The organism is Streptomyces himastatinicus ATCC 53653 (assembly GCF_000158915.1).
Lineage (GTDB): Bacteria > Actinomycetota > Actinomycetes > Streptomycetales > Streptomycetaceae > Streptomyces > Streptomyces himastatinicus.
Genome location: NZ_GG657754.1, coordinates 5,898,747 through 5,905,225 on the forward strand (window position 1 = coordinate 5,898,747; position 6,479 = coordinate 5,905,225).

Consider the following 6,479-nt stretch of genomic DNA (forward strand, 5'->3'; position numbering starts at 1 on the left):
TCAACAAGGGTTACGGCCGAGGCCACGGACCCGCGCGCATGGCCGCGCCCCGGGCGCGCGGGCAAGGCACACCGGGGCGCATGGGTGCATGACCGGGGGCGCGTATGGGGTTCCGGCTGTGTAAGCGGGTAGCCACCATGCGTGACAGGCGTACGAGGGCGTTTTGGCGCGGCCGTACGCACGTACGTGAACCAAGCGGTCTATGTGGTCAATACGGGCAAGTTCCGCATTCGCCGTATACCTGCGATACCCGCGGGGAACTGATCAACAGGGACGGCATCCGCCGAGAACGCACAGCAGTCACTGGGGGTAAAACCATGGCCGCTAGGCCGCTTGTGGCGCGACAGCCGAACGAACGGCTGCAAGCGCTGATTCAGGAAGCCGCGTGCTCCAATGCCGGTTTGGCCCGCAGGGTCAATATGTGCGGTGCCGAGCACGGTCTCGATCTGCGCTACGACAAGACGTCGGTCGCCCGATGGCTGCGCGGTCAGCAGCCCCGGGGCCGCGCCCCGGGCATCATCGCCGAGGCGCTCGGCCGCAAGCTCGGTCGTACGGTCACGATCGACGAGATCGGCATGGCCAACGGCAAGAACCTGGCGTCGGGCGTGGGACTTCAGTTCTCGCCGACCGTCCTCGGCGCGATAGAGCAGGTCTGCGAGTTGTGGCGCAGCGACGTCGGCCGCCGCGACTTCCTGACCGGTTCGACGGTCGCCGCCTCGGCGCTCGTCGAGCCCAGCCGCGACTGGCTGATCACCGGGGCGGACGCGCAGGTCGCGCGTACCGCCGGGGCCCGGGTCGGCCGCTCCGACGTCGCCGCGGTGCGGGCCACCACGGACGCGCTGGTCGAGCTGGACCACCGGTACGGCAGCGGCCATGTGCGGCCCGTCGTCGTCCACTACCTCAACAGCGTGGTCTCCGGGCTGCTCGCCGGGTCCTACCGGGAGTCGGTCGGACGCGAACTGTTCGCGTCGGTCGCCCGCTTGACCGAGCTGGCCGGGTACATGGCGATCGATACCGGCCAGTCCGGGCTCGCCCAGCGCTATTACATCCAGGCGCTCCGGCTCGCCCAGGCTGCCGGGGACCGGGGTTACGGCGGTTACGTGCTGGCCGCCAGCATGAGCCACCTCGCCGCCCAGCTGGGCAACCCCCGGGAGATCGCGCAGCTGGCCAAGGCCGCGCAGGAAGGCTCGCGCGGCCAGGTGCCGCCGCGAGCCGAGTCGATGTTCCTGGCCGCCGAGGCGCGCGGGCACGCGCTGATGGGGGACGCCCCGGCCTGTCAGCACGCGGCCGGGCGTGCCCTGGACGCGATGGAGCGGGCGATCGGCAGCGGCGGTCCTTCCGGGGACGAGCCGCCGTGGATCCAGCACTTCGATCATGCCTATCTGGCCGACGAACTCGCCCACTGCCACCGCGACCTGGGCCAGGCCGAGCCCGCCCGGCGGCGCGCGGAAGAGGCCCTGGCGGGCCATCCGGAGGGCCGGGTGCGGCGCCGCGCCATCGGGCTGCTGCTGCTGGCCACGGCGCACGTCCAGGGCCGCGAGGTGGAGCAGGCGTGCCACGTCGGCGGCCAGGCGGTGGATCTGCTCCAGACGCTGCGCTCCAACCGGGGCGCGGAGTATCTGGACGACTTCCAGCAGCGGTTGGAGCCGTACCGGGACGAGCCGGTGGTTCGGGAGTTCGGGGCGAGGCTGGAGGTGCAGGCGGCCTGAGCCCCTCCTGACGCCCCTGTGGCCGCCTCCTGGCCGGTCCTTCGCCGGTGACCAGTCTCTCCCTCCTGCGGGCTCATACACCACGCGGGTAACCGGTAGCGTGAGCCGACGATTCGGCAATCGCTCATTCAAGGAGACCCGGGTGACGCAGAGCGGACAGGGGAACGAGCCGCAGCTGCCTGCGGTCCGTGAGGGCGTCGTACTGCCCGCTCAGGGCGACCAGTGGCCCACCACGGAGCCCTCGGAGCCCACGCCGCCCTCGGGACAGCAGCACGGCGCCCCCGCCGGTGGGCAGGCGTGGGGCCAGCCCTGGGGACCCCAGGACGCCCCGCCCGTGCCGTCCGACCCCTCTGCGCCTGCCGCGCCGCCGTCCGCGCCCGCCGGGCCTCCCGCGGGCGCGGGCCCGCTGCCGCCCGAGGGCGCGCCGTACGGTCAGCCGGGGCAGGCGTACGGTACGTCGCAGCCGGGACCGGAGCAGGCGTTCGGGCCGCCGCAGCAGGCGCCTGGGCAGCCGTACGGGCTGCCGCCGGGCTCGGAGCAGCCGTTCGGGTCCCCGAACCAGTCGTTCGGGCCGCCGCAGCCGGGACCGGAGCAGCCGTACGGCCCGCCGCAGCCACGGCCGGACCAGTCCGCCGGGGCGCCGCAGGGTTGGGCGCCGCAGCAGCCGCTGCCGCCGCAGCAGTCACCGCAGCAGCATCAGCCGCCCACGTACGCACAGCCCCAGCCGCCGCAGCAGCCCCAACAGCCGCAGGCGTCACCGCAGCCGCAGGCCCCGCAGCCGCCCGCGTACCAGCAGCCCCACGCGCAGTCACAGCCGCTGCCGGACAGACAACCGCAGCCGGAGCCGTACGCCGGTGCCGCCGACGAGACGCAGATGCTGCCGCCGCAGCCCGCGGGCGACGCCGAGGCGACCCAGTACATACCCCCCGTGCCCGGTGCCGGGCAGGCCGCGCCGCAGCCCCCGCAGCAGCCCTCCGCCAGCGCGCCGCTGCCGCCCGAGAACCAGCCCGCCAAGGCCGAGGCGCCCGGCGAGTCCACCACCCAGCTGCGCACGGTGCGCCCCGGCCGGGGCGCCCACCGGGGCCGCGGGCAGCAGCCCGCCCCCGCTGCCCAGGCGAGTGCCGCCGAGGAGACCGCCGTCCTGCCGAGCCCGGTCCCGCCCGCCGCGCCGCCGCAGCCCGCACCGTCCCGGCGCCGTCGGCAGCAGCAGCAAGAGCAGCAGCCGCCGAAGCCCACCGGCTCCCCCTTCGCGATCCGCCCCGGCCGTCCGGGCGACCGGCCGCCGCCCTCCGAGTTCGACGGGCTGTTCCGGTCCGATGACGGCGCAGCGGGTGCCGGTGCCGGTTCCCCCGGCGAGACGCAGCAGCTGCCGCAGTTCACCGCCCCGGCCCCGGCTGACAGCGGCGGCGGGCACGGAGGACACGGTGGCCGAGGCGCGCGCGCCGGGCGCCGTCGCCGGATGTCGCCCGCCGTGCTCATCGGCATCGTGATAGCGGGTTGCGGGATCGCCGGGCTCGCCGCCGGAGCCGCGCTCAGCGCGGGCGGTGACGACGAGAAGAAGGACGACAACACCACGCTGGGCAGCTCGGAGCCGAGCGCCACCGAGGACGAGCCGACCAAGAAGGCCGATCCCGCGGAGCCGCAGGCGAAGGCGCTGGACGCGCTGCTCAAGGACAGCAACAACAGCCGCTCGGCGGTGATCAACGCCGTGAACAACATCAAGTCCTGCAAGGCCCTGCCCAAGGCCGCCTCGGACCTGCGGACGGCCGCCCGTCAGCGCAACGACCTGGTGACCCGGCTGGGCAAGCTGACCGTCGACAAGCTGCCGAACCAGGCCCAGCTGACCGCGTCGCTGACCAAGGCGTGGAAGTCCTCCGCGCAGGCCGACAACCAGTACGCGGCGTGGGCCGACCAGACCCGCGGCAAGAAGGGCTGTCCCAAGGGGCAGGCCCGCCGGACCGGACGGGTCGGGGCGGCCGAGCGGGCCAGCGGCGAGGCGACCGCGGCCAAGCGGAAGGCGGCCGAGCTGTGGAACCCGCTCGCCGGGAAGTACGGCCTCACCAAGCACGAGGCCACCCAGCTCTGAGCGGAGACGGCCCGGTCCCCACGGTGATCAGTCCCGGGGGCCGTACCGCTCCAGAGTCTTCGCCACGTCGACGAACCCCTTGCGCACCGCGACCAGCCGCCCGTCGCGCACCACCTGGTAGGTGACGTCGGCGTTCACGATGCGCGGGTAGTCCGGCACGTTCAGCGGGTCGTCGTAGCCCCAGCGCAGCGGGGGCGTCAGCCCGCCCGTGTCGACCTTGTGGCCGTGGTCCAGCGCGTTGCGCACGGTGCGCGCGCTGATGCCGTCCGGGTTCAGGGACATCAGTACGGAGCGCAGCGCGGTGTAGGCGATCCAGGTGGTCTGGGTTCCGGCGTCGTCGGGGTCGATGCGGTTGTCGTCGAAGGCGTACTTGTTGATCACCTTCTTCATGGGGCCCCAGCGCGGATCGTCCGGGGCCGGGTACCAGCCCGTGGCGTACGTCCCCTCCAGCGGGCTGCTGCTGCCGCCCGTGCTGTCGATCAGGGACTGCCGGACGCTGCCCATGATGGAGGCGATCCGGACCTTCGGGTGATCCTCCTGGACGCGCCGGAAGGAGTCGAAGAAGGTGCCCGTGCGGTTGCCGAGGGCGGCGGTGACGCAGGAGCTGTCCATCTCCGCGCCCGCGGCGGCGGAGCCCAGGGAGCTGTCGGCGCCGACGTCCGTCAGGGCCGTGGTGGCCTGCGAGCTGTAGTCGCCCGCGCCCTCGGGGGCGCGGATGTCATGGGCGGGCTCGCGGCCCGCGGCCCTGAGACCGGCGTCGAGGAGTTCGGGGAGTTCATCGCCCGCGATGGTGTCGGGGCGTACCAGCGAGACGCGTTCGCAGCGGGAGCCGAGCTGGCGGCCGTTGCCCGCGAGCAGCGCGGCCTGGCCGCCGTTGACCGGGTAGGAGTACGGGCTGTTGAACTCCTCCTGGGTCAGCCCGTAGCCGCCGAGGTACGGGATGCCCGCGACCTCCAGCGGGGAGGTGAAGGAGCGGCCGTGCTGGCTGTACGAGCCGACGACCGCGACGGCCTTCGCCTTGCCCGCCTCCTGTGCGCAGCGCGCGGCCTGGACCGAGTCGTTGCGCTCGTTGCAGGTGATCACCTCGAGCTTGCGGCCGTGGATACCGCCGTTGGCGTTGACCCAGCGGGCGTATGCCTGCGCCATGGCGGGCATTCCCGGCATATTGGTCGCCTTGGTGCCCTCGGGGGCCCATGTCATCACGACGACGGGCTTGTTGTTGTCGGACCCCTTCGCCATCCCTGGCAGCGAGCCGCAGCCGGTCAGCGAGGAGGCGCCGGCTGCGGTGCACAGTGCGGCGACGGCGGCTGTTCGGAGGAGGCGGGGGGAGGGGCGTCGCCGTCGGGTCATGGTATGGGAGCCTGGTGCTCCGGACGGAACACATCCGTTATGCCGGGGAACGCGCGGGTATCGGGAAGGTGAACACCCGGGGGTCGATGCGTCCCCGTGTGTGAAGAACGTACGATCGATCACTGTGCAAGGTTCGGAGAAGTCTTCCCGTCGCGGCCATCGCTCGACCACCATGGGCGGTATGCCTGTCAACGACATGCCGTGGTGGCGCTGGCGTACCAATGTGCGCTCGGGGCTGCACATGCTCTCAGACCCGGTCTTCCAGCAGGAGTGCTGGCTGGCCGGGCAATCCGGATACGGCGACGTCACCGATGCGGTCTACCGGCTGGTCGAGGACACCTGGCTGGACAACTGGTCCGCCGAGAAGTACGTCGGAACGATCTTCCGCGACTCCCAGGAGGCGGCGCTCGTCGATGTCGCCGTGCTGCGGGTCCTGAGGATCCTGCACCAGGTCGGAGCGGACGCCCCGGTCTCGGCGTACATCGAACACCACGCCTGGCCGGAGGCGGTGCGGGCCGCCCGCGACGCCCATGTGCGGCTGGCCACCAACGACGGCGAGGACCCGGATGTGCCGCCCCGCACCCTGGAGGTGCTGTCGATCATGACGCGGGTCGCCTAGCGGCGCCTGGGTCCGGTCCTGCGGCGGTCCTGAGTGGTGTCGCGGGTGTGCGACGCTATGGAGTCATGAGCGAGTCGCATTCTGTTCCCGACCAGTACATCCTCACGCTGTCCTGCCCGGACAAGCAGGGCATCGTGCACGCCGTGTCGAGTTTCCTCTTCATGACCGGCTGCAACATCGAGGACAGCCAGCAGTTCGGGGACCGCGACACGAAGCTCTTCTTCATGCGGGTGCACTTCCGCGCCGTCTCCCCGGTGAAGGTGGAGGACCTGCGGGCGAGCTTCGCGGCGGTCGGGGACTCCTTCGGGATGGACTGGCAGATCCACCGGGCGGACCAGAAGATGCGCGTCGTGCTCATGGTCAGCAAGTTCGGGCACTGCCTGAACGACCTGCTCTTCCGCTCCCGGATCGGCGCGCTCCCGGTGGAGATCGCGGCGGTGGTCTCCAACCACACCGACTTCCAGGAGCTGGTGGGCTCGTACGGGGTCCCCTTCCGGCACATCCCGGTGACCAAGGACACCAAGGCGCAGGCCGAGGCGGAGCTGCTGGAGCTGGTGCGGGCGGAGAACGTCGAGCTGGTGGTGCTGGCCCGCTATATGCAGGTGCTCTCGGACGACCTGTGCAAGCAGCTGTCCGGCCGGATCATCAACATCCACCACTCCTTCCTCCCGAGCTTCAAGGGCGCCAAGCCCGTACCACCAGGCCCATGCGCGCG

4 protein-coding genes and 1 pseudogene are annotated in these 6,479 nt (G+C 72.1%); 4 read left to right on the forward strand and 1 reads right to left on the reverse strand.

Annotated features, from left to right (window positions below; translation table 11 throughout):
- Positions 1-317 precede the first annotated feature (317 nt).
- Entirely contained in the window at positions 318-1,709 is a 1,392-nt protein-coding gene (locus SSOG_RS25090; protein ID WP_009717053.1) for an NsdA family TPR-like regulatory protein, read from the forward strand.
- A gap of 142 nt (positions 1,710-1,851) precedes the next feature.
- Complete coding sequence (locus SSOG_RS25095) at positions 1,852-3,795, forward strand: hypothetical protein (RefSeq protein WP_039938643.1); 1,944 nt, start codon at positions 1,852-1,854, stop codon at positions 3,793-3,795.
- A gap of 27 nt (positions 3,796-3,822) precedes the next feature.
- Here SSOG_RS25095 and SSOG_RS25100 read toward each other — a convergent pair whose 3' ends face one another.
- Positions 3,823-5,145 (reverse strand): ABC transporter substrate-binding protein, encoded by a 1,323-nt coding sequence (locus SSOG_RS25100; RefSeq protein WP_039938644.1) that lies wholly within the window; start codon positions 5,143-5,145, stop codon positions 3,823-3,825.
- A 118-nt stretch (positions 5,146-5,263) separates the two neighbouring features.
- Here SSOG_RS25100 and SSOG_RS25105 point away from each other — a divergent pair, with 118 nt between their 5' ends.
- Positions 5,264-5,764 (forward strand): SCO4402 family protein, encoded by a 501-nt coding sequence (locus SSOG_RS25105; RefSeq protein WP_208867552.1) that lies wholly within the window; start codon positions 5,264-5,266, stop codon positions 5,762-5,764.
- Positions 5,765-5,829: 65 nt separating this feature from the next.
- A pseudogene (locus SSOG_RS25110) lies at positions 5,830-6,479 on the forward strand (formyltetrahydrofolate deformylase); the annotation flags it as partial.

Excerpts from the sequence above, each read along its gene's own strand:
- SSOG_RS25090 (WP_009717053.1), top strand. The coding sequence starts at position 318 with ATGGCCGCTAGGCCGCTTGTGGCGCGACAGCCGAACGAACGGCTGCAA.
- SSOG_RS25100 (WP_039938644.1), bottom strand. The coding sequence starts at position 5,145 with ATGACCCGACGGCGACGCCCCTCCCCCCGCCTCCTCCGAACAGCCGCC.